At 41.8% G+C, this 26,567-nt stretch carries 23 protein-coding genes and 1 pseudogene; 12 read left to right on the top strand and 12 right to left on the bottom strand.

Annotation, left to right across the window (positions count from 1 at the left end):
• Nucleotides 1-148 precede the first annotated feature (148 nt).
• Nucleotides 149-907, bottom strand: a complete 759-nt coding sequence (locus VF675_RS02165) for a Nif3-like dinuclear metal center hexameric protein (protein ID WP_004971895.1) — start codon at nucleotides 905-907, stop codon at nucleotides 149-151.
• Nucleotides 908-1,074: 167 nt separating this feature from the next.
• Between VF675_RS02165 and VF675_RS02160 the strand changes: the two genes are divergently transcribed.
• A complete protein-coding gene (locus VF675_RS02160) occupies nucleotides 1,075-2,253 on the top strand; it encodes a trypsin-like peptidase domain-containing protein (RefSeq protein ID WP_004971893.1) in 1,179 nt (392 codons plus the stop codon).
• 350 nt (nucleotides 2,254-2,603) lie between these two features.
• On the opposite strand, the gene VF675_RS02155 is transcribed toward VF675_RS02160, so the two are convergent.
• The 3 genes from VF675_RS02155 to VF675_RS02145 all read right to left on the bottom strand — a co-directional run bounded on the left by VF675_RS02155 (nucleotide 2,604) and on the right by VF675_RS02145 (nucleotide 6,600).
• Nucleotides 2,604-3,581: a Tim44 domain-containing protein gene (locus tag VF675_RS02155; protein WP_096900949.1), complete on the bottom strand. Its 978-nt coding sequence runs from the start codon at nucleotides 3,579-3,581 to the stop codon at nucleotides 2,604-2,606.
• 115 nt (nucleotides 3,582-3,696) lie between these two features.
• Complete coding sequence (radA, locus tag VF675_RS02150; RefSeq protein ID WP_440204673.1) at nucleotides 3,697-5,088, bottom strand: DNA repair protein RadA; 1,392 nt, start codon at nucleotides 5,086-5,088, stop codon at nucleotides 3,697-3,699.
• A 156-nt stretch (nucleotides 5,089-5,244) separates the two neighbouring features.
• Nucleotides 5,245-6,600, bottom strand: coding sequence for an alanine/glycine:cation symporter family protein (locus VF675_RS02145; RefSeq protein WP_096900947.1), 1,356 nt, complete (start codon nucleotides 6,598-6,600; stop codon nucleotides 5,245-5,247).
• A gap of 359 nt (nucleotides 6,601-6,959) precedes the next feature.
• Between VF675_RS02145 and lptM the strand changes: the two genes are divergently transcribed.
• The 10 genes and pseudogenes from lptM to VF675_RS02095 all read left to right on the top strand — a co-directional run bounded on the left by lptM (nucleotide 6,960) and on the right by VF675_RS02095 (nucleotide 17,786).
• A complete protein-coding gene (gene lptM / locus VF675_RS02140; protein WP_004971884.1) occupies nucleotides 6,960-7,199 on the top strand; it encodes an LPS translocon maturation chaperone LptM in 240 nt (79 codons plus the stop codon).
• 25 nt (nucleotides 7,200-7,224) lie between these two features.
• Nucleotides 7,225-8,469: a diaminopimelate decarboxylase gene (gene lysA, locus VF675_RS02135; protein WP_440204672.1), complete on the top strand. Its 1,245-nt coding sequence runs from the start codon at nucleotides 7,225-7,227 to the stop codon at nucleotides 8,467-8,469.
• Between the two features lie 12 nt (nucleotides 8,470-8,481).
• A complete protein-coding gene (dapF, locus tag VF675_RS02130) occupies nucleotides 8,482-9,327 on the top strand; it encodes a diaminopimelate epimerase (RefSeq protein ID WP_353675059.1) in 846 nt (281 codons plus the stop codon).
• A gap of 131 nt (nucleotides 9,328-9,458) precedes the next feature.
• Nucleotides 9,459-10,097: an alpha/beta fold hydrolase gene (locus tag VF675_RS02125; protein WP_440204671.1), complete on the top strand. Its 639-nt coding sequence runs from the start codon at nucleotides 9,459-9,461 to the stop codon at nucleotides 10,095-10,097.
• On the top strand, nucleotides 10,097-11,011 hold the full coding sequence (gene xerA, locus VF675_RS02120) for a site-specific tyrosine recombinase/integron integrase (RefSeq protein WP_004971874.1): 915 nt from the start codon (nucleotides 10,097-10,099) through the stop codon (nucleotides 11,009-11,011). Before VF675_RS02125 ends, xerA begins: the two co-directional genes overlap by 1 nt.
• A 282-nt stretch (nucleotides 11,012-11,293) precedes the next feature.
• Nucleotides 11,294-11,665, top strand: coding sequence for a hypothetical protein (locus tag VF675_RS02115; RefSeq protein WP_004971871.1), 372 nt, complete (start codon nucleotides 11,294-11,296; stop codon nucleotides 11,663-11,665).
• A 547-nt stretch (nucleotides 11,666-12,212) separates the two neighbouring features.
• On the top strand, nucleotides 12,213-12,962 hold the full coding sequence (locus tag VF675_RS02110; RefSeq protein WP_004971869.1) for an electron transfer flavoprotein subunit beta/FixA family protein: 750 nt from the start codon (nucleotides 12,213-12,215) through the stop codon (nucleotides 12,960-12,962).
• Nucleotides 12,963-12,980: 18 nt separating this feature from the next.
• A complete protein-coding gene (locus VF675_RS02105) occupies nucleotides 12,981-13,913 on the top strand; it encodes an electron transfer flavoprotein subunit alpha/FixB family protein (protein WP_004971866.1) in 933 nt (310 codons plus the stop codon).
• A gap of 404 nt (nucleotides 13,914-14,317) precedes the next feature.
• Nucleotides 14,318-17,293 (top strand): DNA gyrase subunit A, encoded by a 2,976-nt coding sequence (gyrA, locus tag VF675_RS02100; protein ID WP_154320915.1) that lies wholly within the window; start codon nucleotides 14,318-14,320, stop codon nucleotides 17,291-17,293.
• Nucleotides 17,294-17,361: 68 nt separating this feature from the next.
• A pseudogene (locus tag VF675_RS02095) lies at nucleotides 17,362-17,786 on the top strand (DUF3887 domain-containing protein).
• A 27-nt stretch (nucleotides 17,787-17,813) separates the two neighbouring features.
• Here VF675_RS02095 and VF675_RS02090 read toward each other — a convergent pair.
• The 7 genes from VF675_RS02090 to VF675_RS02060 form a co-directional block, all read right to left on the bottom strand.
• Nucleotides 17,814-18,914, bottom strand: a complete 1,101-nt coding sequence (locus tag VF675_RS02090) for an ABC transporter permease (protein WP_096901141.1) — start codon at nucleotides 18,912-18,914, stop codon at nucleotides 17,814-17,816.
• The gene (locus VF675_RS02085; protein ID WP_004971855.1) at nucleotides 18,911-20,041 is read right to left on the bottom strand and encodes an ABC transporter permease; all 1,131 of its coding nucleotides are present in this window, start codon (nucleotides 20,039-20,041) and stop codon (nucleotides 18,911-18,913) included. The genes VF675_RS02090 and VF675_RS02085 overlap by 4 nt, the downstream gene beginning before the upstream one ends.
• The gene (locus VF675_RS02080) at nucleotides 20,041-21,171 is read right to left on the bottom strand and encodes an HlyD family secretion protein (protein ID WP_005252470.1); all 1,131 of its coding nucleotides are present in this window, start codon (nucleotides 21,169-21,171) and stop codon (nucleotides 20,041-20,043) included. Before VF675_RS02080 ends, VF675_RS02085 begins: the two co-directional genes overlap by 1 nt.
• 11 nt (nucleotides 21,172-21,182) lie before the next feature.
• Nucleotides 21,183-22,664 carry a TolC family protein gene (locus VF675_RS02075; RefSeq protein WP_004971852.1) on the bottom strand — a complete coding sequence of 494 codons (1,482 nt, stop codon included), beginning with the start codon at nucleotides 22,662-22,664 and terminating at the stop codon, nucleotides 21,183-21,185.
• A gap of 397 nt (nucleotides 22,665-23,061) precedes the next feature.
• Nucleotides 23,062-23,875 (bottom strand): IS5 family transposase gene (locus VF675_RS02070; protein WP_429761777.1). Its coding sequence is split into 2 segments (ribosomal slippage): nucleotides 23,062-23,494 and nucleotides 23,493-23,875, totalling 816 coding nucleotides; the frame shifts between segments, so codons are not numbered across the junction.
• Nucleotides 23,865-24,179 (bottom strand): hypothetical protein, encoded by a 315-nt coding sequence (locus VF675_RS02065; RefSeq protein WP_035310653.1) that lies wholly within the window; start codon nucleotides 24,177-24,179, stop codon nucleotides 23,865-23,867. The genes VF675_RS02070 and VF675_RS02065 overlap by 11 nt, the downstream gene beginning before the upstream one ends.
• Before the next feature lie 241 nt (nucleotides 24,180-24,420).
• A complete protein-coding gene (locus VF675_RS02060; RefSeq protein WP_004971845.1) occupies nucleotides 24,421-24,864 on the bottom strand; it encodes a hypothetical protein in 444 nt (147 codons plus the stop codon).
• A 255-nt stretch (nucleotides 24,865-25,119) separates the two neighbouring features.
• On the opposite strand from VF675_RS02060, the gene serC reads away from it, so the two are divergent.
• Nucleotides 25,120-26,199 (top strand): 3-phosphoserine/phosphohydroxythreonine transaminase, encoded by a 1,080-nt coding sequence (gene serC / locus VF675_RS02055; RefSeq protein ID WP_004971842.1) that lies wholly within the window; start codon nucleotides 25,120-25,122, stop codon nucleotides 26,197-26,199.
• A gap of 95 nt (nucleotides 26,200-26,294) precedes the next feature.
• Here serC and VF675_RS02050 read toward each other — a convergent pair whose 3' ends face one another.
• On the bottom strand, nucleotides 26,295-26,435 hold the full coding sequence (locus VF675_RS02050; protein ID WP_004971840.1) for a hypothetical protein: 141 nt from the start codon (nucleotides 26,433-26,435) through the stop codon (nucleotides 26,295-26,297).
• Between the last annotated feature and the right edge of the window lie 132 nt (nucleotides 26,436-26,567).

Here is a 26,567-nt window from a genome sequence, read left to right as displayed (position 1 = left end):
CATTAAGTGGCTCTATTGTAATAGATTTCGAGATCAAATTGCGCATTAGGTATAAATAACCATACAGAATAAGACTCGAATGTATACATCTAAAGACTATGTTAAACACAGATGTCATTTGAGTGAAATCGTTGGGTGAAACGGTGTATTAAATTGGGTTATTTAATTCAAAATAACTATACTCAATATTAAACTGTTCTGAAATAGCTTTTGCGAGTCGTTGTACACCATAGCGCTCAGTCGCGTGATGTCCGCAGGCATAATAATGCACGCCTAGTTCTTTGGCTTCATAATAGGTGCGTTCACTGACTTCGCCCGAAATAAAGGCATCACAACCTTGTTCTGCCGCTTTGCCAATAAAATCTTGTGCTGCACCCGTGCAGAACCCTACTTTTTGAATCTGACTTTTTTCGGCAGGAAGATGAATGGTTTTAAAGCCTAAACGCGCTGTGAGATAGTCACGAAATTCGGTTGCGCTCATGGCTTGCTTTAAAAAACCAATATTACCAATAGGATGACGTTCACTCGGGTCTAGGGCTTGCAAATTTTCTAATGCCAAACATTCAGCAATGGCAGCATTATTGCCTAGACTTGGGTGTGAATCGAGCGGTAAGTGATAACCCACCAAAGAAATATCATGCTGGATTAAACTTTTGATGCGTTTACCGCGCATGCCTGTAATTGGGTAAGGTTCGCCTTTCCAAAAATAGCCATGATGTACCAACAGTAAGTCTGCATTTTGGGCAATAGCAGCATCAATAGCCTCTTGAGAGGCAGTCACTGCACATAAAATTTTTTGAACTTCAGACTTACCTTCAATTTGTAAACCGTTGGGCGCGTAATCTTTAAATTCATGTGTATTTAAAGTTTGATCACACCATTGAATAATTTCTTTTAGCTGCGCCATAACTTTCTCAAATTGCTCATATTTAGCCAATATCAAAACATATTTTGTATTGTAACTAAAGCAAGACAAAACTCTTGGGCTTTTTTATGTTTCTATTTGTGTTTCGTTTTACAATAGCTCATTCAATGACTTAATCATCAAAAAAAATTTACTTAGAGGTACAAAACGTGCGCCGGACCTTTACCTGGTTACCTTGGGTGTTACTCATTCTGGTTATTATTGGCTTTGTGACTTGGCAACAACTGCAAAAACCGAAAGCGCCTGTGGCTGCCGATGGGGTCAAAATGCCTGCCGAGAAAGTTGAACCATTAATTGATACAACACGGACAGGTGGGGTGGTGTCGTATAGCGCTGCGGTTAAAGTGGCAGCGCCTGCGGTGGTAAATATTTTTACCACACAAAAAGTGAAACAAATGGATCATCCATTGTTAAATGACCCTGCATTTCGTGAATTTTTTGGCAATCAGTTACCCGATCAATTTAAGCAAGGCCCAAATGAAAACAGTTTGGGGTCTGGGGTCATTGTTCGTCCAGATGGTTATATTTTAACGAATAATCATGTGATCGCGCAGGCTGAACAAATTGTCGTGGCTTTGCACGATGGACGCCGTGCGGTTGCAAAAGTTGTTGGAACTGACCCAGACACAGACTTAGCGGTCATTAAAATTGATCTAGAAAAACTGCCTGTATTGCCATTTAAACTGAGTGGCAATGAAGTGGGCGATGTCGTACTTGCGATTGGTAACCCATTTGGTGTGGGACAAACCGTGACTCAAGGGATTATTTCTGCGACAGGACGTTCTGACTTGGGTATTAATACCTATGAAGATTTCATTCAAACCGATGCAGCAATTAATCCAGGTAACTCAGGTGGTGCATTGATTGATGTGGCAGGGAATTTGATTGGGGTAAATACGGCAATTTTCTCGCAATCAGGTGGTTCATTGGGCATCGGCTTTGCAATTCCTGCACAAGTCTGTCAGCAGGTTTTAAACTCGATTTTAAAAGATGGACGTGTGGTTCGTGGTTGGTTAGGTATTAGTTTGTTGCCTGTGCAACAAGACAACATTTTAGAACCTGCACAAGGCGGTGTAGTGGTTGCTGATGTACTGCGCGGTGGCCCTGCAGCAGAAGCAGGTTTAAAACGTGGTGACAAAATTTTAAAAGTGAATGATGAAGCGATTACTTCAACCTCGCATTTAATTAATTATGTTGCTGCACAAGCACCGCATACGACGGTGACTGTTTCAGTTGAACGTGGTGAAGAAGCCTTAGATTTGGAAGTCGCAGTCGGTGAGCGCAAAGTTCAAAATACCGATAAGCAATTTATTCCATTGCCTGAATAATAGATTTAACAGTAACAATTTAGCCTTGCCCGTTTGCAGGGCTTTTTTGTTGGCTAAGTAAATGGAGATCGACTGGAAATAACCAAAGTGATACGGATAACGTGATTTGATTTATCTCTGGGTAGATACAAAGAGAAGGTGGGCTAAATAAACTGTATTGATGAATGATGATACTTTTTGATAGATCTAATCAATCGAGGGTTTGGTTTTGTGTGGCAAGTGTGGATGTATTCGGTGTTGATGTCTTAGAAGATTTAAACGTGCTGTTTAAACATGATGGGTCTCAACTTAGATAAAGAAAGGCATAAAAAACAGCAACCGAAGTCGCTGTTTTTCTAGATCCATTGAAATTATTGCTCTTGCTGAATACCTGCCACTAACCAGTCTTGATTAGAGCCTGCAGGTTTTACAAAGTGCCAAATTTCTGTAAATGGTTGCGGTAAGCTGTTCAGGTCTTCGCTGACTGTACCTGTAAAGCGTACACTTATGACATATTGACCATTTTCAGTTGCAGAATCGACCACCATGGCATTCAAGTTAGAAAACTCTGCTACATCTTGGTCTTGGTTTGCCATAATGTCCTGATACATCGACTGATATAAATCAGGAGTTAAATAACGCTGAATTTCTGCGATATTACTGGCTGTGTTCATAGACTGAATATGGTTAAAACGCTGACGCGCTACACGTAAAAAGGTTGCAGGCTCTGAACCATCAGGCAATTGATTACCACTGTTGGTATAAGCTGCACCAAATGGCGCGTTATTATTGGCAGCTTGACCAAAAGGCGCTTGGGTAGAAGCGGCAGAACCCCCAACAGATTGACCAAAAATATTGGTATTGTCGTTACGTGGCGCTGCAGCAGGTGGTGTTTGCGCAAACGGTGCCTGATTGGCACCGCTGTTTGGCGCATACGGGTTAGGCGTTAGTTTTTTTTTTGCGCCCATCTTACGGAAAATGAAGAAGGCGACAGCAGCAGCGAGTAAAATCCAAATCCAGCTTGGAATACCACCTTTTTCCTCTTGTGCTTCGGCTGCACTGGCTTGGTCATCTGCCAAAGCATTCGCAGCAACAGCACCAATCGCTGCACCAGCAACACCTGCTGCAACCATACCACCTACGCCTGGGCCAGATTTTTGCTGAGCAGGAGCAGGTTGTTGTGCTGGCGTTGTTTGGCGAGGTTGTTGGTAAGACTGAGTTGGGGCTGCAGAACGGCTCATACCATGACTTTTACCGCCACCTGCACGTTTTGCTTCTGCTGCCAACGGTGCTACCAATAAGGTCGCTGTAAGCATTGCTGCAATCAAACCACGCTGTCGAACTTCCATCAAATTTTCCTATATTAAAATAAAGTTAAGCTGTGTATTTATGCAGGCATTTGCTGCGAATTTCAATATAAATATGATATTTTTTCTTGAAACTGAAAAAATATCATCCAAGGATTTAACCTAAGTTTTCACTTAAATTCATGGCTTCACTTAAAGCTTCATGCAAACGAGCTACCGCAATAATTTGCACACCTGCAATGGCTTTTTGTGGGGCATTGCCACGCGGCACAATAATGTATTTAAAGCCATGCTTAATGGCTTCTTTTAAGCGTTCTTGACCATTAGGCACAGGGCGGATTTCGCCCGACAAACCGACCTCACCAAAAACAGCCAATTGTTGTGGTAGGGCTTTGCCTCGTAAGCTCGAAGCACAGGCCAGCAATACTGCAAGGTCAGAGCCTGTTTCGGTAATTTTTAAACCACCAACCACATTTACATACACGTCTTGCCCTGAGGTTTGCACACCACCATGTCGATGCATGACCGCCAACAACATATTCAGACGGTTTTGCTCCAAACCTAAAGCTACACGTCTAGGTTGACCATGTGCATCATCCACCAAGGCTTGTACTTCAACTAAAAGTGGTCGCGTTCCTTCGCGGCTAATCATGACAATAGAACCTGGAATTGCCTCATCATAACGGCTCAAAAATATCGCAGATGGATTGGCAACCTCGCGTAAGCCTTTATCGGTCATGCCAAAAACGCCCAGTTCATTCACTGCACCGAAACGGTTTTTGACTGCTCGAATCATACGGTAGCGTGAGTCTGACTGTCCTTCAAAATACAAGACGCAATCGACCATGTGTTCAAGGACGCGCGGCCCCGCTAAAGCCCCTTCTTTGGTCACATGACCGACAATAAACAGCGCAGTGCCACTATTTTTAGCAAAACGAGTCAGCAAGGCAGCTGATTCACGAATTTGTGAAACACCACCTGGAGCAGACTGCAACGTTTCGGTATATAAAGTTTGAATCGAGTCCAGAATGGCTACCGCAGGGCGTTCATGCGCCAAAACTTCGCAAATACGTTCAACACAGGTCTCTGCCATGACTTTGAGCTGATCTGTGGGTAAGTCTAAGCGTTGAGCACGTAATGCCACTTGTGAAAGCGATTCTTCACCCGTGATATATAAGGCAGTGTTGTTGGCCGCAGCCATGTGTGTTGCAGTTTGCAGCAAAATGGTCGATTTACCGATACCAGGGTCACCACCAATGAGCACCACAGAACCTGTAACCAAACCGCCCCCCAATACACGGTCAAACTCACCAATGCCTGTGGTTAGTCTGGTTTCATGCGAAACAGATACTTTGTTTAATGTAGTAATTGCTGCAGCTTGTCCTGCATAGCCACCGCCCATTTTGGGTTGGGCACGATGCGTCACCGCAGGGGCAATACTGACCTCATGAAGTGAGTTCCATTCCCCACATTCTGAACATTGACCTGCCCATTTAGGATGATCTGCACCACATTGTTCACAGCGATAGACACTTTTTACTTTTGCCATAACCCAGTCATTGCATCAATTAAAAACTGACTACAGCATACAGAGGAATGTTCGCGAAATGAATGTTATCTGGATTTTTCATGGAAAATCATACAACCACGTGGGTGATTGTATGATTTATGATTTGAACGGAATAATTCAATGAATTGGGCTTATTTAATACAACTCGCCAGATTTGCGCTTCGCAATAAAGTCTTTAGATTCTTTGGCAATCACACCAGACAGTAACAACAAGGCAATTAAGTTTGGTACAGCCATTAAACCATTAAAGGTATCGGCAAATAACCAGACTAAATCTAGGGTGGCGATGGTGCCAATGAACACTGAAGCAATATAAATTAAGCGGTAAATCAACACGTATTTTTCGCCGAATAAATAAGTACAGCATTTTTCACCATAATAGCTCCAACCGAGAATGGTGGAATAGGCGAAGAAGATGATCCCGAAAGTGACGACCCAACCACCAAAGCCTGGCAATAACTGGTCAAAAACCTGTGTGGTGAGTACAGCACCTGTTGCACCACCAAAGCTATTACCTGCCATAATGAAGCCCATTACCAAAACAATCCCCGTGATGCTACAGACAATAATGGTATCAATGAAGGTACCTGTCATAGACACTAAACCTTGACGCGCAGGGTGGTCGGTTTTTGCAGCCGCAGCAGCAATTGGGGCAGAACCCATCCCTGCTTCGTTGGAGAATACGCCACGTGCAACCCCGTAACGAATTACTGCACCAATTGCACCGCCCGCAACTGCTTCACCAGTAAAGGCATCACGGAAAATTAGCTCAAATGCAGGCACGACAAGGTGTAAATTATTCAGGATAATAATTAAACCGCCTGTAACATACAGAATGGCCATAATCGGAACAATCACCGAAGATGCTTTGGAAATCGAGCTAATTCCGCCCAAAATCACCAATGCAGAAAATACGGTAATTACCACGCCAGTAATCCAAGTTTCTACACCTAAGCTATTTTCAACTGCTAAAGCTACTGTGTTGGATTGTACTGAACTACCAATTCCAAACGAGGCGACTGTGCCAAAAAAGGCAAAGATAATCGCGAGCCATTTCCATTTTAGTCCGCGTTCAATGTAGTACATTGGGCCGCCTGACATTTGCCCTTTTTCGTTTTTAATACGGTATTTAACCGCCAAAACACCTTCACCATATTTGGTCGCCATACCAAACAGGGCAGTCATCCACATCCAAAACACTGCACCCGGGCCACCGAGGACGCAAGCCGTTGCAACACCTGCAATATTTCCCGTACCAATGGTGGCAGAGAGTGCAGTCATCAGTGATGCGAAATGTGAAATATCGCCCGGTTCTTTTTGCGCTTTGTCGTGTTTGCAAAAGACTTGTTTAAAAGCCAGTGGCAGCATGCGGAATTGCCAGAACAATAAGCGGAAGGTGAGGAAGACGCCCGTTCCCACAATGAGAACCAGCATGTATGGACCCCAGACCCAACCGCTTAGGGTTTCCATCATCGATTGTAAATTTTGCATAAATTTCTTCTTATAAACGCAGTGTATAAATGCTTAGTTTGTGACTGTAGTTGAACAGTTGTAAAAATTAAGCAAGTGATATGCCAGTCTTTAAAACTTCCTGTTAAAAGAACTTGGTTTTAAGCACGTTATATTTTTTGCATAGTTTTTAGATTTTGACAATTGATGCCTTGAAATAAAATTGACTTTATCTGTGTCAGAAGTCGCAATTTTTCAGACCTGATAAGGTCAATCTATGCCAGCAGAATAGTAAGTAAGCTAGAATTTTTACTAAGCTCAATATAATCTCTCTGCATTAGCACTTTGGTCGCGGCAGTGATCGCGTTATACTTCATCGAAAATATTTTATAGGTGGTCAGATGCGTACCGTCATTTGCTGCATGAGTGTTTTGCTTACAACAGTGGTTTTGGTCGGTTGTGGTCAGTCAGGTACATTACAGTTACCCAATGACCCAAATTACGACAAACGCGCAAAATATTTGTTATATCCAGATGCTGCGCCTAAACGTGCAACGCAATCGGCAACATCGTCAGACACAGCCGTACCTGTGCAACAGCAGTTTGCTGCACCTGCTGCATCTACATCGACTACACCTTAACGCTTTCTAGATAAAGGATACATTCATGAGTTTTACCCGCATTCAAGGGGTTTTGCACGCCGAGCAATGTTCGCTACAACAACTCGCACAGCAATTTGGCACACCACTCTATGTTTATTCAAAAGCGACTTTTGAAAAGCATTATTTAGATATGGATCGTGCTTTCCACTTTATCGATCATCAAATTTGTTTTGCGGTAAAGTCAAACTCGAATCTTGCGGTATTGAATGTATTGGCTAAGTTGGGTGCAGGTTTTGATATTGTGACAGGCGGTGAATTGGCGCGTGCTCTCAAAGCAGGTGGTGATGCATCGAAAATTGTTTTTTCAGGTTTAGGTAAAACTGAAGCCGATATTCAAAAAGCGTTGGAAGTTGGGATTGCCTGCTTTAACGTAGAATCGCATGCAGAATTAGACCGTATTCAAAAAGTTGCGGCAAGCATGAATGTCAAAGCACCAATTTCATTACGGGTTAACCCAGATGTCGATGCCAAAACCCATCCTTATATTTCTACAGGCTTAAAAGAAAACAAGTTCGGGATTCCGTCTGATTCGGTATATAGCACTTATGAATATGCGGCTTCTTTAGCAAACTTAGATATCGTTGGAATTGACTGTCACATCGGTTCACAATTGACCGAAACACAACCGTTTGTCGATGCTTTAGATCGCGTGATTGTGATGATTGATACCTTAAAAGAAATGGGTATTCAGCTAAAACACATTGATATTGGCGGTGGTTTAGGGGTGACTTATAAAGACGAAACTCCACCAACGGTTGAAGAATATGCCAATGCTTTACGTCCCGCTTTAGAAAAGTTAGGTCTTAAAGTGTATATGGAACCGGGTCGTAGTATCTCTGCCAATGCGGGCGTGCTGCTAACAAAAGTTGATTTACTCAAACCGACCAATCATCGTAACTTTGCGATTATTGACGCTGCCATGAATGACTTAATCCGTCCTGCGTTATATGAAGCATGGATGGACATTCAGCCCGTAACCCCACGTACTGATGTTGAAACGCTAGAGTGGGATGTGGTTGGTGCAATTTGTGAAACAGGTGATTTCTTGGGTAAAGAACGTCAGCTTGCGATCAAAGAAAATGATGTTTTAGCTGTAATGGGTGCGGGCGCATACGGTTTTGTGATGAGTTCTAACTACAACAGCCGTGGTCGTGCAGCTGAAGTCATGGTCGATGCAGATCAAGCACATTTAATTCGTGAACGTGAAAGCATTGAATCGCTGTGGGAAAGAGAGCGTTTATTGCCATAAGGGGAATTCGAGATGTTATTAGAATTTACCAAAATGCATGGTCTGGGCAATGACTTCATGGTGGTTGATCTCATCAGCCAGCGTGCGTATTTGGATGCGCTGACTATTCAACGCCTTGCAGACCGCCACTTCGGGATTGGCTTTGACCAACTCCTGATTGTGGAACCGCCCGATTTACCAAATGTCGATTTTAAATATCGCATTTTCAATGCCGATGGTTCTGAAGTGGAGCAGTGCGGCAATGGTGTGCGTTGTTTTGCACGTTTTGTGCATGAACGTCAGCTTACGACCAAAACCAAAATCAAGGTGCAAACCAAGGCAGGCATTGTAGAGCCTGAATTGGGGCAAAACGGTTGGGTACGGGTGAATATGGGCTATCCAAAATTCTTGCCGCATGAGATTCCATTCATTGCCGATGAGCCTGATAACTTATATGACATTGCGCTGAAAGATGGTGCTGCATTGACCATTGATGTGGTGAACATAGGCAATCCTCATGCTGTGACCATTGTGCCTGATGTATTGACTGCCGATGTTGCAGGTATTGGCCCACAAGTGGAATCACACGAGCGTTTTCCACAGCGCGTCAATGTAGGTTTTATGCAAATCATTGACGAAAAACATGCGCGTTTGCGTGTGTTTGAACGTGGCGTAGGTGAAACCTTGGCTTGTGGTACAGGTGCATGTGCTGCAGCCGTTTCGGGTATGCGCCGTGGCTTATTGTCTAATTCAGTTGAAATTGAACTGGCAGGTGGTAAGTTGCAAATCGAATGGCGTGAAGGCGATGTGGTGTGGATGACAGGGCCAACTGCTAATGTCTATCACGGTCGTTTGGATTTAAATTATTTTCAGGGCTGATGTTTCGTTCTAACATGAACAGCTCTTATCTTACTTAAAAGCACTATTCAAAACGAATGGTGCTTTTTTGTATCTTGCAGCACGGATCAGGTATGCTGTACTGAATGTCACTCTAAAAACTTCTACTCATTATGCCGCAACTGATTTTTTTACCTGGCGCTTCAGGCAATACCGCATTTTTTCATCCGCTAATCGAAAAAATTGAAAAATTGCCGTGGCAGAATGCTGTAAAAATTGTGGCTTATCCTGAATTTAATCATCAACCTGCACATTCACAGGTACATGATTTTGCAAGTTTGCAGGCTTATGTGTTGGCGAATATCCCAGATGATTGCATTATCATTGCACAGTCGATGGGCGGTATTTTTGCAGTTTCTGCCGCGTTGCAATATCCAGAAAAAGTGAAAGGATTAGTATTGGCTGCAACATCAGGTGGCATGGATTTAAGTAGTTTTCAGGCGCAAGATTGGCGACAAGACTATCAAGCAAGTGATTTAAATTATCCTGACTGGTTTGTTGAGGTAAAAGTCGATTACACAGCAGACTTTGCTAAAATCGACATGCCTATTTTGTTGTTATGGGGCGATCAAGACTCGATAAGTCCGCTTGCTGTAGGTGAGTTTTTACAACAACAATTTCCACACGCCGTATTAAAAATTGTGCATGGTGGTGATCATTTGTTTTTAGAAACACACGCAGATCAGGCAGCTGAACACATTGCTGATTATTTAGAGCAGTTTGCCGCAGTTCAGCAATCGGAGCGTGACTAATGTACGATCCGCAGCAACTATTAAAGATGTGGCTCAAAGAACGAGAAATACAACAGCAGTCACCGCATACGTTAAAAGCCTACGCACGCGATTTAAACGATTTTTTTAGCTTTTGTGAGCAACAACAACTTGCCTTATATGATGTAGAGGCTGCAGATTTGCGCCATTATTTAGCGCAAAAAGTAGAACAGCAACAGTTAAATAGCAGCAGTTTACAGCGCATGTTGTCAGCGATTCGTCAGTTTATGAAATGGGCCGAGCAAGGGCAGTATTTACAATTTAATCCAATTGATAATTTTCAGCTAAAACGTCAGCCACGACCTTTGCCGGGTTTGATTGATATTGAAACGATTCATCAAATTTTGGATCAGCCTGAACCTGAAACTGAAGTACAACAACAAATGTGGCGACGCGATAAAGCGATTTTAGAATTGCTCTATTCGAGTGGTTTGCGCCTAGCAGAGGTACAAAGTTTACGTATCCGCGATTTAGATTTTAACCGTCAATTGCTGCGCATTACGGGTAAAGGCAATAAAACCCGTATAGTGCCTTTTGGTCGCAAAGCCAAAGATGCGGTGATGCAATGGCTGCAGATTTACCCTTTATGGCAGGGCGATTTTGTACCCGATGCAGCATTGTTTATTACTCAAAAAGGTGAACCTTTAAAAGCACGCCAAATTGAAAATCGGGTGAAGTTTCAGGCGCAGCGTGCGGGCGTTAATGTCGATTTGCATCCGCACTTATTGCGACATTGTTTTGCAAGTCACATGCTGTCGAATAGTGGGGATATACGTGCAGTCCAAGAAATGCTTGGGCATAGCAATTTAAGCACCACGCAAATTTATACTCATGTCGATTTTGATCAATTGGCGCGAGTTTATGATCAGGCACATCCACGTGCGAGTAAAAAGTAAAGCTTTACCTAAAGTCGGCATTATTTTTGCAAGTTAAAATATAGCTATTTCATACTGCAAATATTTTTCTCACAGTCAGTTGTAAAGCCTTTGTGCTGTACTTAATACTTTAAGTAAAAGCGCTTTCACCAAGATGTCATTGCAACTATTGTAGAATAATAAAAAAGTGCGTTATGCAGTATAAAGAAGCAGAAAGAGTGGGTCACACGAATAATAGACATGGATGACATTATTTTTTGTTCCACTGCATAACACTTTGGATATCAAATGATAGGCAAAACCATGATTTCGAATCTTCAAGAAAAATATGAACAATTAAGCCCAAGCCAAAAAGAAATTTTTGCAGGTTATGGCTTGCGTCAAGTGAAACATTTTGTCGAAATAAGCTTGCCGATGATCGAGCAAGAACTACCTGCCGATTGTTTAGTGCAGGGTATTAATGCCGAAGGTAAAATGCAGGCGATTCATCCGCAAACGCAACAAAGCTATTTATGGATTTCAGATCAGCAGTGGCAAGCACGCTCATCCGCTGGTAGTAAAATAGATGTAAAAGAAGATTTTATTGCAGTTTGGGAAATTTTTAATTTACAGGCCTATGAGTTGATAGATTTAAGTCATATCCACCGTGACTTTTTAGAAACTCAGCAAGTTTAAGCTGAGTTTTTTTTATGCCCTTTATCTGGGAGGTGGCGTGGTGAAAGCGCATAAATATCCATCAAAATAAAACAGATTGTTTATTTCATACCCAATAAACTGCTGAATACAGTTTTGTGAACCAGCAGTCACATTTTAAAAGAGCATTTATATCTGAAAAAATACTGCAAAAAATAAAGTTTTCTATCTTTAATGACAGTCAGATTATGGGGTTTTATGTAAGGAACTTTGCTTAAATTGTAGGCGGAACTCAATTTGAATTGCATTTCAATCAATCTTGTTGATGAGGGAAATAAATAAAAAACATAATATAAATCAAAGCTTAAAATTGCTTATATAATCGTCGCTTGGTTTGTTAATTTTTAGAAATAAAAAAGTATGAACGCATCGTTCAGTTAATTTTCGGCATTTTTAGCCTTGTTTAGACAATTCTGACTTGACCGAAATGCCGATCACATAGCAAGATAGGACACCTAAAAAATTTAAAGCGAAGAGTTATTATTAACTTTTCTCAATATTTACTTTTGCTAAAACAGCCGAGGATTACATGAAGGCTCTTGTTGCTGTAAAACGTGTGGTAGATGCCAACGTTAAAGTTCGCGTTAAGCCGGATAATAGTGGAGTTGACCTAACGAACGTTAAGATGTCAATTAACCCATTCTGTGAAATCGCAGTGGAAGAAGCGGTTCGTTTAAAAGAAAAAGGAACTGTTTCAGAAATCGTAGTGGTATCCATTGGTCCTAAAGAAGCGCAGGAACAAATTCGTTCTGCAATGGCGCTTGGTGCAGACCGTGGTATTTTGGTTGAAACAGCCGATGAGATTGGTGCACTTGAAGTGGCTAAAATCTTAAAAGGTGTTGTTGAACAAGAACAACCACAACTTATTTTATTGGGTAAGCAAGCTATTGATGACGACTCTAACCAAGTTGGTCAAATGCTAGGCGCTTTACTTGGTGCAGGTCAGGGTACTTTTGCTTCAGAAGTAAAAGTTGATGGCGACAAAGTTCAGGTAACACGTGAAATTGACGGTGGTTTACAAACTGTTGAGCTTGCACTTCCTGCAATCATCACCACTGACTTACGTTTGAATGAGCCACGTTATGCGGCACTTCCAAACATCATGAAAGCACGTAAAAAACCGCTAGACACCAAATCTCCTGCAGATTATGGCGTTGCAACAGGTTCTAAGCTGAAAACTGTAAAAGTTGAAGCACCTGCTGAGCGTAAAGCGGGCGTACAAGTGAAATCTGTAGACGAACTTGTAGATAAATTGAAAAACGAAGCGAAAGTGATCTAATACAGAAGGATAAAAATCATGAGTATTTTAGTTATCGCTGAGCACGACAATAAAGCACTAAATGGTGCAACATTAAACGTTGTTGCTGCAGCTCAAAAAATCGGTGGTGATATCACTGTATTGGTTGCGGGTTCTGGTGCACAAGCAGTTGCAGACCAAGCAGCTAAAGTTGCAGGCGTAAGCAAAGTATTACTTGCTGACGATGCGGCTTATGCAAACCAATTGGCTGAAAACGTAGCAAAACTTGTTGCAGAATTAGGCAAAGGTTATAGCCATATCCTTGCTGCTTCTACAACAACAGGTAAAAACATTTTACCGCGTGCGGCTGCACTTCTTGATGTTAGTATGATCACAGACATCGTCGCTGTAGATTCTGCAAAGACATTCAAGCGTCCAATTTATGCAGGTAACGCGATTGCAACTGTAGAATCTTCAGAGGCGATTGTGGTGGGTACTGTACGTGGTACAGCATTTGACCCAGTGGCTGCAGAAGGTGGTTCGGCTGCGGTTGAAGCTGCTACTGTGACAGGTGATGCTGGTATTTCTAAGTTCGTCTCTGAAGAAATTGTGAAATCAGAGCGTCCAGAATTAACTGCAGCACGTATTGTAGTTTCTGGTGGTCGTGGTGTAGGTTCTGGTGAGAACTATCACAAAGTACTTGATCCATTAGCAGACAAACTTGGTGCAGCACAAGGTGCATCTCGTGCAGCAGTTGATGCGGGCTTCGTACCAAACGACATGCAAGTTGGTCAAACAGGTAAAATCGTTGCACCTGATTTGTATATCGCTGTAGGTATCTCTGGTGCGATTCAGCACTTGGCAGGTATGAAAGACTCTAAAGTGATCGTTGCGATCAACAAAGACGAAGAAGCGCCAATCAACGCAGTAGCTGACTACTGGTTAGTGGGCGACTTGAATACTGTTGTTCCAGAGTTAGTATCTAAAATCTAATTACTGAACACAGTCAAAAACGCCTCTATGTGAATAGCATAGGGGCGTTTTTTATTGTCTTTTTTTAATTAAGATGCAGTGATTGGTTTTAAGTACATTATGTGAACTTAGCGTATATGTGGGTACATATCGAGCAAGTATATGTTGAAGATATTTTGACGTGACTCTTAAAAATATGAAGCACTTTTGTTTCTTGGGTGTGAATATTTTTTTGCCTAAAAAATCACCGTTAAATTTAAGTAAATTAACAAGATTAAGATCATCTCTAAAGCACAAAAACACAGGCGTATATGCTATAATTTTTCGCTAGTTTTTATTTTTAGCCTGCATTTCAGGCTAATCATTTGCAAGTTTTACGACATATAAAATGCAAGCAAAATTTGTTTGCAGAATAAGGAGTATGCATGAGCGTATCGGAAATTAGACCGATTGCCATTGAGGATGAACTCAAGCACTCGTATTTAGACTATGCGATGAGCGTGATTGTGTCACGTGCGCTGCCAGATGTACGAGATGGTCTAAAACCTGTGCATCGTCGTGTGCTATTCGCAATGCACGAATTGGGCAATGACTACAACAAAGCTTACAAAAAGTCTGCCCGTGTAGTCGGTGACGTCATCGGTAAATATCACCCTCACGGTGATTTTGCAGTTTACGAAACAATTGTTCGTATGGCGCAAGATTTCAGTTTGCGTTATCAATTGGTCGATGGTCAGGGTAACTTCGGTTCGATTGATGGCGATAGTGCCGCAGCCATGCGTTATACCGAAGTCCGTATGCGCAAACTTACTCATGAACTGTTGGCCGATTTAGAAAAGGACACTGTCGATTGGGAAGATAACTACGACGGCTCTGAGCGTATTCCTCAAGTGATGCCTACTCGTATTCCAAACCTATTGGTCAATGGTGCTGCAGGTATTGCTGTAGGTATGGCGACCAATATGGCACCGCACAACATGACTGAAGTGGTGCATGCATGTTTGGCTTATGCAGACAACCCAAATATTTCAATTGAAGGGTTGATGGAACATATCACAGGTCCAGACTTCCCTACAGGCGGTATTATTTACGGTAAATCAGGCATTGTTGATGCTTACCGTACAGGTAAAGGCCGTTTGCATATTCGTGGTAAGTACCATTTTGAAGAAGATCAAAAATCTGGTCGTACCACCATCGTCTTTACTGAAATCCCTTATCAGGTCAACAAAGCCAAAACCATTGAGCGTATTGCTGAACTGGTGAAAGAGAAGAAACTCGAAGGTATTTCAGAATTACGTGATGAGTCTGATAAAGAAGGGATGCGTATTGCAATTGATCTGAAGCGTGGTGAAAACGCTGAAGTGATTGTGAATAACCTGTTCTTAAATACGCAGTTAGAAAACTCATTCAGCATCAACATGGTCTGCCTAGACAATGGTCAGCCAAAATTGATGAACCTGAAAGATATTATTGCGGCATTTATTCGTCACCGCCAAGAAGTAGTGACCCGCCGTACCATGTTCGAGTTGCGTAAAGCGCGTGAACGTGGCCATATTTTAGAAGGCTTAACCGTTGCGTTGGCCAATATTGATGCCATCATCGAAACGATTAAATCTTCTGCCAACCCAGCCGAAGCGCGTGAGCGTTTACAGGCAGGCGAGTGGGCAGCAGGTGGTGTAGTTGCGTTATTGGAAAAAGCAGGTTCAGTTTCTGTACGTCCAGATGAAATTGAAGGCGAAGACCCTAACCGCCCGTTTGGTTTAGATGGTCAGGTCTATCGTTTATCACCTGCGCAAGTGACCGCAATTTTAGAATTACGTTTGCATCGTTTAACAGGTCTAGAACAAGACAAGTTACATGCAGAATATTCTGAAATTTTGGCACAAATTGCTGAATTAACTGCAATTTTGAATGACTTTAATTTGTTGATGGGCGTGATTCGTGAAGAGTTGGCGCAAGTTTTACAGCAATATGGCGATGCACGTCGTACTGAAATTGTAGAATCTCGCATTGATTTCTCGCGTGAAGATTTAATCCCAGAAGAACAAGTGGTACTGACAGTATCACAAACAGGTTATGCAAAAACTCAACCATTGTCAGATTACGCAGCGCAGCGTCGTGGTGGTCGTGGTAAATCTGCAACGTCGATGAAAGAAGATGATTATGTGCAGCATTTAATCGTGACATCTAACCATGCAACGGTGCTGTGCTTTACCGATGTGGGTAAAGTTTACCGTCTGAAAGTGTTTGAAGTGCCACAGGCATCGCGTGGTGCGAAAGGTCGTCCAATGGTGAACTTATTGCCATTAGATGCCAATGAAACCATCACCGCGATTTTACCTGTCATTGATGCACCGAAGAAATTTACCGAGCGTTTGGCAGACTTCCGTAGCTATGTAAAAGCCAATGCTACACATATACAAACCAACGCAATCATTGCTGCACATTATGCAGAATTAGAAGCTGCCTTTGCTGAATTAGCAGATGGTGATGATTTATCTGATGCATTGCGTGTGCAATTGAAACAATTGGGTGTAGAGCTTTCTGCAACCGATTTAGACGATGAGATCATTGCAGAATTTGCATCACAAGCAGAAGCCTTGCGTAAAAACTTTTATGTCTTTATGGCAACGGCATCAGGTACAGTGAAACGTGTTGAATTGGAACAATTCAGTAACGTACGTTCGAATGGTTTACGTGCCATTGAATTGAATGAAGAAGACACTTTAATTGGTGTTGCAATTACCGATGGCGAACAGCAAATTATGTTGTTCTCCAATGAAGGTAAAGCGATTCGTTTTGCTGAAACCGATGTACGTTCAATGGGTCGTGCGGCCAAAGGCGTACGTGGTATGCGTGTCAGCTTCGGTTCAGCACAAGTTGAAGATGTCGAAGATGTAGAAGTCGATGGCGATGATGAAGACAGTTCAGATTCAGCACTCATCAGCCGTATCGTATCGCTAGTCGTAGTACCAGAAACAGGCGAAGTTTTGTGTGCTTCGGCGAATGGTTATGGTAAGCGTACACCTGTAGACGACTTCCCAACCAAAAAACGTGGTGGTAAAGGTGTGATTGCCATTAAGACCTCTGAACGTAATGGTGAATTGGTCGGTGCAGTTGCTATTGATGAAAGCAAAGAACTGATGCTGATTTCTGATGGCGGTACATTAGTGCGTACTCGCGCTTCTGAAGTGGCGCAAACAGGTCGTAATGCACAAGGTGTACGTTTAATCCGCTTGGGTGAAAACGAAACACTGGTGGGTGTAGAAGCGATTGAAGCTGTTGAAGAAGACGAGTTTGTTGAAGCGATTGAAGGTGCAGAATCTTTAGTGGCTGAAACGGATGCAGTTGCTGAAACTGAGCAAGTGGAAAAAGACGGTGAAAATTCAGTAGAAGAATAAGTTTTTTACTGATAAAAAGGGCGCTTCGGCGTCCTTTTTTATAAACGTTGACTGCATAAGGGTAAGCGATGAAAATCAAATTAATGTTGTTGGCAGCAGCGGTTGCATTGAGTGGCTGTAATTCAATGGACAATATCCAGATCCGAGTCCTGAACAGGAAAAGGCGGCACAGCTAGCCTATGAGGATTTGCGTGATGGGAAGTATGACGAGTTTTTGGATCAGTTAGAGCCGCAGTTGCAAACCCAGTTTAAGGACAATGAAAAGCTGATGAAACGCTTTTCACGTTCAATTCCTCAAGGTGAATACAAGTCTAAGACTTTAATGACCAAAGAGATTGAAGAAGCAACCAATCAGCTTGGGCAATATAAGGTCAGCTATGAAATTGCCTATCCGGAAAATCTGGTTCAGTATGATGTTAGTTTTGACAAGCCGAATGGTAGCAACAAGATTCGTAATTTCAATATTCAAGTCTTTGGCGAATCGGGTAAATAAGTGGAATAGGAGCATTGCTATAATGCTCTATCTGCTTTGATGACCAGAAATTAAACGTCGATAAGCCAAAAAAAAGCACAAGCTACCGATCATTCCAAGATAGAGCAATTTAGGCAAGATCAGTGTTGTAGGCACACCCATCTGATTGAGTTGAATAAACATCTGCACAATTTGGGTAGAGGGCAGGATTTCGCCAACGACTTGCATCCAGGTGGGCATGGCAGCATGCGGCCAGGCCGCACCAGATAAAAAGAACAGTGGAATAGAAGTGAATACAATGACATGCCCCGCACGTTCCGGCAGATCCAGAAAACTAGCAAATAAGCAGGTCATGCCAATTATCGTGTAGATAAAAACCGCAACAGCCAGCAGCATCCCGAGCAGGTTGCCACCGCGCGGATAATCAAATAGCCAGAAGCTAAAGCCGAATAAATAGAAACATCCCAGACAACCAATGGTGAAGACCGCTAAACACATCCCAATCAATGCATTTGTGTTTAATTCTATTTTTCTTTCCCGATATACCAAAATCAGCATACTCAAACCCAAAAGAATGGTTTGGTGGATAATTAAAGGTGCAACCGCAGGAAAGACATAGCTGCCATAGCCGGACAGCGGATTAAATAAAGGAATTTGATGCACAGAAAGGGCAGGTGAAAAATCCGATACCTTGCCAAAGCGTTCAGTATAATCTGCCAAAGTTTGCTCAACTGATGTGGCTAAGCCCAGACCAATTTGTTTGGTTACTAAAAAGTTGGCTGTACTTAAATACAGGCCAATGCCACCTGTTTCACCATGCCTTAAGCTTTGCGATAAATTGTCCGGCAGAAGTAAAATACCATCGGCTTTTTGTGATTCCACCCATTGTTTGGCCTCGGAAAAATTGCCGGTAATCGCCTCAATCTCCACATTGGGGCTTTGTGCCACTTGACCAATAATACGGGTGCTTAAGTTACTTTGTTCTTCATCGACAATAATAATCGGTAAGGCTTCAGCCTGCTGTGCCTGATAAGCGGTTGGATAAAAAAAGCTGTAAAACAAGACGGATAGAATAAGCGTGGTAAAGATCGTGCCGTGACTGACAATATCCTTAAAGCTTTGCAGATAGTAAAACCAGAGGGATTTCATTGGACTGCTCCTTTAACTATTTTTTTAAGAAACAGATAAGCCAGCAGAGCGTAAACTAGGGCATAGATCAGCAGCATGAATCCAGCTTGCAGTGAAATATGCAATGGACTACCAATCACCCATTGTTCAGTTTGTAATTTGGCATAGGGCGTAAACGGAATAATATTGGACCAGAACTGGGTGAATAGGGGCGCATTATTTAAAGGTAAAGTCACACCGGCAAAACTTAAAGATGAACCACCATAGACCGCAATGATGCCAAAAGATTTACTTAAATCTTTGGTTGCCAGAACCACTGCACTGCTTAAAAATGCATAAGCGCTATATAGCAGAAATTGTGCCGATAGAATCAGAGCGAGCGAGCCGGCAACAAACCAGCCGCGAATTTCAATCAGCCAGAACATCCAGATCCAGGTCCATAGACTAAAAATAGCCACATAGATCAGGTTCTTAGACAGCAATGCCATCCAGATGGATGAGTTGCTAATCCAGCTTGTTAAGGTCTGCCGCTTCAGTTCCTGACCGACGGAAAATGCCACACAACAACACAGCAGTAAATGCAGAATTGCCGGAATGACATAGGGTTCCAGATAGAATTCATAATTCAGCTGCGGATTATACAGCGGAGATATTTTAATATGCGGTGACGGTGCTTCGAGAGAGGGGAGTCGGTTGCCCAGATATTGCTGTCCGCTAAATTCAGCGAGTGCTTGTAGGGTACTGACCAGCATGGCCGAGGAAATGGTATTTCCAATACTGAAATAACTCTGGTTAAAAGCAATACTGATGTCAGCATCCTGGGCACGAACCAGACGTTGCTCGGCACCGCTTGGAATATGGATATAACCCCAAATTTTATTTTGATTTAACAGGCGCTCAATTTCAGCTGTTTGTTCCGACACCGTAGCAATTTTAAGAGTATGATTCAGCGCCACATGTTGATAAATGCTTTGACTCAGCGCACTCTGGTCTTGATCAATAATCGCAATCGGTAAATGATCCGATTTCCCTTGAGCAAACATGCTGCTGAATAAAATAATCACCAGTGCAGGTGCCAGCGTGACCAGACACAGATCCCATTTTTCGCTGAGCAGATAGCGCAGTTCGCGCCATATACCCGTCCACATTATCGGGTCTCTTTCAGTTTAAATAACACGCTCATCCCGACTTTCAGTTCAGAAATTGCTGGTGTGGGTACAAGATGCAGCTTAAAACTGCGCACATCATAACCGCCGGTTTGACGTGTGGTCTTAATGGTGGCAAATTCACCTTCAGCACTGATCTGTCTAATTTGAAAAGTGGCGGTTTTATCTAGGGCGGGAATATAACCTTCAATACTGCTCATTTTCTGAAATGGGGCATATTGGTCTTCACGAATATTCAGGCTCACCCACATTTGATCTTCAATCAGGCTGACCACAGGGACTGCGGTGGCTACCAGCTCCGAGACTTTGCCATAGGTTTTAGACACCGTTCCGTTTACAGGTGCTACTAATTGGGTTTCTGCTTCTAAAGCATTGGCTTCATCCAGCGCAGCCTGGGCAATATCTACTTGTGCATCGGCAGAACTCTTTTGCTGTGAGGTGCTGCCACGTTTGGCACGTGCGTATTGCTGATACGCTGCTTCTGTCATTTGCGCCGCTGATTGACTGGCTGCATACAATTCATCACGGCGCTGGCGTGAAATCACACCTTCCTTCAATAAATTTGCACCACGCTCATAAGAAACTTTGGCTAAATTTTGCTGTGCTTTCAGCGATTGCCAGTTGGCATACAGACTGGCGATATTTTCTTCCTGCGAGCCACGTTCAGCAGTCGATTGTAAGGCCAGCGCAGATTGTAAAGCCGCTGCGGCTTGCTGTTTTTTGGCCTGAATTTCCGGGCTGTTTAAGCGCACCAGTACATCGCCTTTTTTGACCCGCTGACCTTCTTCTACATAGATTTCTTCAATACGGCTTGGCACTTTGGTCGCCACCTGAACTGTTTCAGCTTCTACACGACCCTGCAATTCAAGCGGAGCTGGTTGGTAGCTTTTCCACAATCCAAAAGCGATGACTGCCAGCAGAACTGGAATCAGGGCGAGCAATAAATATTTTTTCTTTTTAGCGATTTCAGGAGCTTGTTGTTGCTCGGTCGAAGTCGTCGCGTTGTTTTCTATTTCAGTTTTTGTTTCTACCTGTTGCGCAGGCGATTTTTCTGTATCGCTGGATGAAGCCACTTCATTCACAGGATCATTGGGTTTTTGATCTTCGTTCATGTTCGGCTCCATTAGCGAATATAGTGGGTGTTGGCATGTTGAATGTAGGTTGGAAATTCTGCAATCGAGCCATGGCTTTGTAATAGTGTGGCCAGTGACATCACATATTTGTAAGCATTCAAGGCAGTTTCAGCTCGTAGTCCGCTCAGCATATTTTGTGCATCGATGACCTGTGTGGCGGTGCCCGTATCTTCTTTAAAAGACAATTCTTGGATGCGTAAATTTTCCTGTGCGGCTTTCAAGTTTTGTGCCAGAAGTACATCACTTTGCTGTGCACTAAGTGCTTCGCTATAAGATTTATAAATCAGATTTTCAATTTCCTGCTGGGTGCGTGCAGTAAGCAGTTCTGTTGCAGAGCGTTTGAGTTCGGCAGCCTGAATATTCTTGTTTTTATCGATCCCGGAAAACAGGTTATAGCGTGCGGCAACCCCGACAATCCAGTTTTCATTTTGATCCAGACTATATTCGCCAAAAGCAAATACATTTGGTTTTTTCGCTGCTTGCTGGGCTTTCACATTGGCTTGGGCCAATTGGGTATCCAGCTGCATTTTTTGAATCAGCGCAGAGTTCTGACTAAAAGTTTTTAGCAGATGATTTAAGGCCTGTGGCTCGGTTTTATTGACAAATAAAGGCGTCGAAAGCTCAGTGATGCTACTTTCCTGAAGCAGATTATTCAGCTGGAACAGCGCAGCATTCAAATTGGCCTGCGTATTTTGCTGGCTGCGCTCGGCATTATTACGTGCCACTTCAAATTGCATACGCTGGCCTTTACTGATAAAACCTTGCTGTTCCATTTTTAAGGCATTGCGATAATGCTGCTGCATGGCATTCAGATTAAACAGCGCAGCTGCATGCAATTGCTTTTGGAGCTGCACATTAAAATAACTTTGAATCAGTTCAAAACGCTGCGTATCTTGCTGCTGTTTGTTGCTGAGCTGACTACGACCGACCTGAATATTGGCAATTTCTTTGGCACTACGGGTGAGGCCTCCAGTATATATTGGCATAATCACGGAAACAGTGGGGCGAATCACCTGATCTTCAAGGATGACATTAGACGTATCCGGAATCAGACCAACTCCGCTATGAATAGTATTGTTAAGTCCATCACGCAGTGGATCGGTAATACCTGCAGGTAGATCCACGCCATTACTGGCCTCCCACTCATTAAGCCGGCCATTCACGCCTTGAGAGAGTGAATTCTCCAGATTATTTTTAAATTGCTTTAATGGAATATCGACTTCACTGTGAAAGGCATAGGCACGAACATTCAGGTCGACACGTGGCAGACCTACGCCTTTTACTGCTTCAGCTTCAAGTTTTGAAGCCTGTTCCAGACTTTGATAGGCTTGGCTGCTATAAGAATTTTGCAACAACTGACGTTCAGCATCCTGAAAGCTGATGCTCTGTGCATGAGCAAAGCTGCCATACATCATAGATGCAAGCAGATTTAAACCCCAGACAAGCTGTCTTTTATTTTTCTTTAAGTTCATAAAGTCGCTAAACTGATATAAAGCCGGTAATGTTATCCCGCTAGTATAAATCAAAGGTTCGCAGATAGAACTAGTGTAAAGTTATAGTATTGTTTCTTGTACATTTGTCTATAAAAAGCACGCTTATGCGTCCTCTAATCTTCTTTTTTTACCTTTTCTTTTTAAATAGCGTTTTTTAGCTACTTTTTCTCTATATTCTTTTAAAAGTCTTGGATTTTTTGCGATTAATTCATCCATATTGCTTTTTCCCCCCTCGAAATTCAGGATGTTGCTCTCGCATTTTTTTACATTCACTCTTTTCTCGCCAGATTTTAAAGAATAAATAAAGCTTGCTGAAGCATCTCTACGTAAAACTTCTTCTTTAAATAAAGGGGTGGCAATAGATCTCTTGCGAAAGTTAATTTAAGAGCATCCAATTCACCATTCCAGCAATTAAATTCATTCTTAGACCAAATCGTTTCCGTCTATTTCTATGGCGTTCTGTTAATATCCGAAAATGTTTAAGTTTGCCGTTGATATGTTCAATTGTGATCCTACGCCGACTGATTTCTTGGTTGATCTGTTTTGCTATTTGGGGTAATGATAAATTGTTAGGTTTCTTGATTGGAATGAGTAACTTACTCTTAATCTGATGAAATCCTTTATAGGCTAAATCTGCCATGATATAAGGATAAATAATCATCTCCTTCAAATGCTTACGCGCAATGTTCAGATCGTGTTTTCTGCCATCTTCAATCTGTATACTTACAATTTGCTTTAATTGGGGGTTAAAAATGACCTGTGTTTTTAGCGTATGTTTCTTCTTTTTACCACTATAGAATTTTCTTTGTTTTTTTGGGACGCTCAATCTGTGACTCAGTAACATCAACGATTACATAATCCCCCTCATTAAACTTTTGATTCCTTTTCGGCAATGCGAAAATCCGTGATTGAATCAGAGCATTTTCAACTTTCTGAATCGTACGATTCACATTACTTTCAGCTAGGTTATAGTCGGCGGATAACTCAATTTGAGTTCTATAACAGCGTAAGTAATTTAAAGTTAACAACAATTGATCCTCTAAACACAACGAATGAGGTCTTCCAGATTTTTTCTTGGCAAGTTCAGCATGTTGTAACACTGATACCATTTTTAAGAATAATGGACGAGGAACTCCAACAAGTCGTTTAAATTCTTCATCATTAAATCTTGTTAAATTTTCATATTTCATGAGATGAGTATAAACAATTTTTTACTTTCGCAAGAGGTCTAATATTAGTGAAAAAATAATTAGTTTTATAGCTAATCATAGATTCCAAGATATTTTGAGGTAACAAAATTACAGGTCCAACAACTTTATTAGGCCCCCAAGGAGCGTGAGGAAGTGAAAATTTTGATTTTTTCCATTCGTTATCGATTGCACAAAAGAAATGAATAGCCTCTTTTGTTTCAGTCGTTTCTATACCTAATTTTTCACATTGTTCTAATGTATATTCTGCAAAATGTTTAAAGCAAATATTAGGGTTTGTTGACAATTCGTCTATGTTTGCGGCAACGCATATTTTTTAGCTGCTATAAGGCATGGGACAGGAAATTTAGTCATTTTAAATGACTGGCACATAACGCAATAGCAGCAAAAAATATGCTCGCCCTGAAAGGCTGTGGCTAAAACTTTCTCAGATTGCGTTATGAAACTTAGCAATAATCTCGCTATTCCTTGCGTTTCATGCCTGATCTGCTCAGTTTTAGCCTACAGCGCAAGCCATTTATGAAATGTCAACAGACCCTAGTCGTTATATCTGAAATAGTGTCCGGACCTATACCATCTGCAACTAATATTAATTCTTCAAGATCTTCTAATAAGCCTGTCTGAGCTGCCTGAGAAGACTTTAAGCATGTGAGTATATATTCAACTTTAATATCGTGTGATCCTTTGCCATTTACTCCTTCTTTAGTTGCACCAATGCCAGTATATTTGGGCTCAGGAAAATGGGAGCATAATTTTCTTGCTTTAATTTCATCTTTTTCTTTAAGAGCTTCCATTAAACATTTCATAAAATTTTGCTGAGTAGTCAGAGCAGACTTGGAATGTATGTTCTCACAACGAGTTAAATAATAACTATCAATGTATAAGCGAGTATCTGTTTCCAGATTAGGGTCAAAGAAGTCAACTTCAAGTAAATTTTTATCTACCTTAAAGTGATTGAGGAATGTTGTCATTGTTTATTTCTCCTTTAATATTTATTTAAAATATCATTTAATTAGGAGTAGTGGGTGGTTTTTTTAATCAATTTGCGACAGATATTGTCGCACACATTTCAACCTCTTTTTTTGATTTAGTAAATTTATCCCTCGAATCTACATTGATTTTTTGACTCTATCTTGGCTCATAGATTGAAATAATTTTGTGCAAGACCCTGCCAGATATGGTTAAATGCCATCATTTTATTGTGTTTCACTCTGAAAGGAAAAATCATGCGCGCGTACAACTTCTGTGCTGGTCCTGCAGCATTACCGACTGCCGTACTTGAAAAAGCTCAAGCTGAAATGCTTGACTGGCATGGCAAAGGTCTTTCGATCATGGAAATGAGCCACCGTAGTGCCGACTATGTTGCCATGGCTGAAAAAGCGGAAGCAGACCTGCGCAAACTCATGAATATTCCTGAGAACTACAAAGTATTGTTCTTGCAGGGTGGTGCATCGCTACAATTCTCTGCGATTCCATTGAATTTGTTGGGTAAAAACAACAAGGCAGATTATATCCACACGGGTATTTGGTCTGAAAAAGCCTTAAAAGAAGCGCAGCGCTATGGCGATATTCATGTCGTTGAAGCGGGTATTCAGATTGAAGGTAAGCATGCCATTAGCGAACAAAGCCAATGGAACTTATCTGCCGATGCTGCCTATGTGCATTATGCAGATAACGAAACAATTGGTGGTTTGCAGTTTGCCAATATTCCAGAAACAGACAAACCGTTGGTATGTGATTTCTCATCAAGCATTTTATCTGCACCTTTAGATGTATCTAAATTTGGTCTGATTTATGCAGGTGCGCAAAAAAATATTGGCCCAGCAGGCTTAACCATTGTGATTGTACGTGAAGATTTGCTTGATCAAGCCAAGCCTGAAATTCCAAGCATTTTGAAATATTCAGCACAGGCAAAAAATGATTCCATGGTGAATACACCTGCAACTTATGCATGGTATTTGTCTGGTTTAGTGTTTGAGTGGTTATTGCAAAACGGTGGTGTAGATGCGATTCATCAAGCTAACCTAGAAAAAGCGAAATTATTATACGGTTATATCGATTCAAGCGATTTCTACGCGAATCCAATTTATAGCGCAAACCGTTCAATTATGAACGTTCCGTTTACTTTGGCTGATGCCGCACTGGAAAAACAATTCTTGCAAGAAGCTGAAGAAAACCGTTTGTTGAACTTGGCAGGTCACCGTTCTGTAGGTGGTATGCGCGCAAGTATTTATAATGCAGTGCCATTAGATGGCGTACAAGCTTTGGTTAACTTTATGGATGACTTTGCAAAACGTCACGGTTAATTGATAGTAGTAAAAAGCAAAAACCCAGCTGAATTAGCTGGGTTTTTTTTATAGAAATAGGTGAAAAGTCATAGAGGCTTGTTGATGAGTGAAACTCAGAACACAAAATAGTGTAAGCCGTAGGCGGAGAGCAGCATGCCTAATGCAAAAAATAGGCAAGACATCGGGTCGAGCTGATAGCGTTGCTCAAGTTGATGTTCTACATGCTGTAAGTTTTCTTCTTGCACGATTTTCATAGATATTATTTTCCGATGATCTATTTATCGTTAAATATTTAAATACGGCTATATTTTTAGCATAAAAAATTGATTAAATAAAGTACTAATTTTATTTTAAATATAATATCTGCCAATAATGAATTAATTCTG

The sequence above is a fragment of the Acinetobacter sp. Lyrl_1 genome, assembly GCF_051948795.1.
GTDB classification, from domain to species: domain Bacteria; phylum Pseudomonadota; class Gammaproteobacteria; order Pseudomonadales; family Moraxellaceae; genus Acinetobacter; species Acinetobacter towneri.
Note: the sequence above shows the minus strand (reverse complement) of the source record. Positions and strands in the feature narration are given on the sequence as shown.

Excerpts from the sequence above, each read along its gene's own strand:
- VF675_RS02090 (WP_096901141.1), bottom strand. The coding sequence starts at position 18,914 with ATGAAATCCCTCTGGTTTTACTATCTGCAAAGCTTTAAGGATATTGTC.
- VF675_RS02105 (WP_004971866.1), top strand. The coding sequence starts at position 12,981 with ATGAGTATTTTAGTTATCGCTGAGCACGACAATAAAGCACTAAATGGT.
- VF675_RS02110 (WP_004971869.1), top strand. The coding sequence starts at position 12,213 with ATGAAGGCTCTTGTTGCTGTAAAACGTGTGGTAGATGCCAACGTTAAA.
- radA (WP_440204673.1), bottom strand. The coding sequence starts at position 5,088 with ATGGCAAAAGTAAAAAGTGTCTATCGCTGTGAACAATGTGGTGCAGAT.
- VF675_RS02050 (WP_004971840.1), bottom strand. The coding sequence starts at position 26,435 with ATGAAAATCGTGCAAGAAGAAAACTTACAGCATGTAGAACATCAACTT.
- xerA (WP_004971874.1), top strand. The coding sequence starts at position 10,097 with ATGTACGATCCGCAGCAACTATTAAAGATGTGGCTCAAAGAACGAGAA.
- VF675_RS02080 (WP_005252470.1), bottom strand. The coding sequence starts at position 21,171 with ATGAACGAAGATCAAAAACCCAATGATCCTGTGAATGAAGTGGCTTCA.
- VF675_RS02115 (WP_004971871.1), top strand. The coding sequence starts at position 11,294 with ATGATTTCGAATCTTCAAGAAAAATATGAACAATTAAGCCCAAGCCAA.
- VF675_RS02125 (WP_440204671.1), top strand. The coding sequence starts at position 9,459 with ATGCCGCAACTGATTTTTTTACCTGGCGCTTCAGGCAATACCGCATTT.
- VF675_RS02085 (WP_004971855.1), bottom strand. The coding sequence starts at position 20,041 with ATGTGGACGGGTATATGGCGCGAACTGCGCTATCTGCTCAGCGAAAAA.
- VF675_RS02060 (WP_004971845.1), bottom strand. The coding sequence starts at position 24,864 with ATGACAACATTCCTCAATCACTTTAAGGTAGATAAAAATTTACTTGAA.
- lptM (WP_004971884.1), top strand. The coding sequence starts at position 6,960 with ATGCGTACCGTCATTTGCTGCATGAGTGTTTTGCTTACAACAGTGGTT.
- VF675_RS02075 (WP_004971852.1), bottom strand. The coding sequence starts at position 22,664 with ATGAACTTAAAGAAAAATAAAAGACAGCTTGTCTGGGGTTTAAATCTG.
- lysA (WP_440204672.1), top strand. The coding sequence starts at position 7,225 with ATGAGTTTTACCCGCATTCAAGGGGTTTTGCACGCCGAGCAATGTTCG.
- VF675_RS02165 (WP_004971895.1), bottom strand. The coding sequence starts at position 907 with ATGGCGCAGCTAAAAGAAATTATTCAATGGTGTGATCAAACTTTAAAT.
- VF675_RS02155 (WP_096900949.1), bottom strand. The coding sequence starts at position 3,581 with ATGGAAGTTCGACAGCGTGGTTTGATTGCAGCAATGCTTACAGCGACC.
- dapF (WP_353675059.1), top strand. The coding sequence starts at position 8,482 with ATGTTATTAGAATTTACCAAAATGCATGGTCTGGGCAATGACTTCATG.
- serC (WP_004971842.1), top strand. The coding sequence starts at position 25,120 with ATGCGCGCGTACAACTTCTGTGCTGGTCCTGCAGCATTACCGACTGCC.
- gyrA (WP_154320915.1), top strand. The coding sequence starts at position 14,318 with ATGAGCGTATCGGAAATTAGACCGATTGCCATTGAGGATGAACTCAAG.
- VF675_RS02145 (WP_096900947.1), bottom strand. The coding sequence starts at position 6,600 with ATGCAAAATTTACAATCGATGATGGAAACCCTAAGCGGTTGGGTCTGG.